Source organism: Streptomyces sp. NRRL B-1347, from assembly GCF_000720325.1.
Lineage (GTDB): Bacteria > Actinomycetota > Actinomycetes > Streptomycetales > Streptomycetaceae > Streptomyces.
The window spans coordinates 1-644 of the sequence record NZ_JOJM01000257.1 but is presented as its reverse complement, the minus strand read 5'-3'; the positions used below and the strand labels follow the sequence as shown (position 1 = coordinate 644).

Here is a 644-nt window from a genome sequence, read left to right as displayed (position 1 = left end):
CCAGGAACAGGCCGTGGCCCTCGGCGAGGAGGCCTCGGGTGGCGTGCTCGAACAGGACCGTCTGGCGGAGGTTGCGGTACCAGTACCCGGCATCCATGGGGACGTCCAGCCAGGTACCGGTCAGGGTCGAGTACAGCGGCACCTCGGCGCCCTGCGGGGTCACATCCGCCAGGGCCTCGGCGATCTGGGCCTCGATCTGCTCCACGTACGAGGAGTGCGAGGCGTAGTCCACGGGGATCGTACGGGCCCGGATGTCCTGGCCAGTGCAGTGAGCGACCAGCTCCTCCAACGCCTCCGGGTCACCAGAGACGACCACCTGGGCCGGGCCGTTGACAGCCGCGACCTCAATGCGGCCCTCCCAACCCGCGATCAGCTCCCGCCCCTCGGCCTCGGGCAGCGGCACCGACACCATGCCGCCCTTGCCCGACAGCTCACGGATCGCCAGGCTGCGCAGCGCCACGACACGAGCGGCGTCCCGCAGGGACAGAGCCCCGGCCACACACGCGGCCGCGATCTCACCCTGACTGTGACCCACCACAGCCGCAGGCTTCACCCCGGCCGCCTGCCAGACAGCAGCGAGCGACACCATCACGGCGAACAGCACCGGCTGGACCACGTCCACCCGGTCGAACCGGTCCCCGCCC

1 protein-coding gene is annotated in these 644 nt (G+C 71.1%); it reads right to left on the bottom strand.

Going from position 1 to position 644, the window contains the following annotated elements; translation table 11 throughout:
* A partial coding sequence (locus IG74_RS47315; RefSeq protein WP_037827516.1) for an acyltransferase domain-containing protein occupies window positions 1-644 on the bottom strand: 644 nt, incomplete at both ends.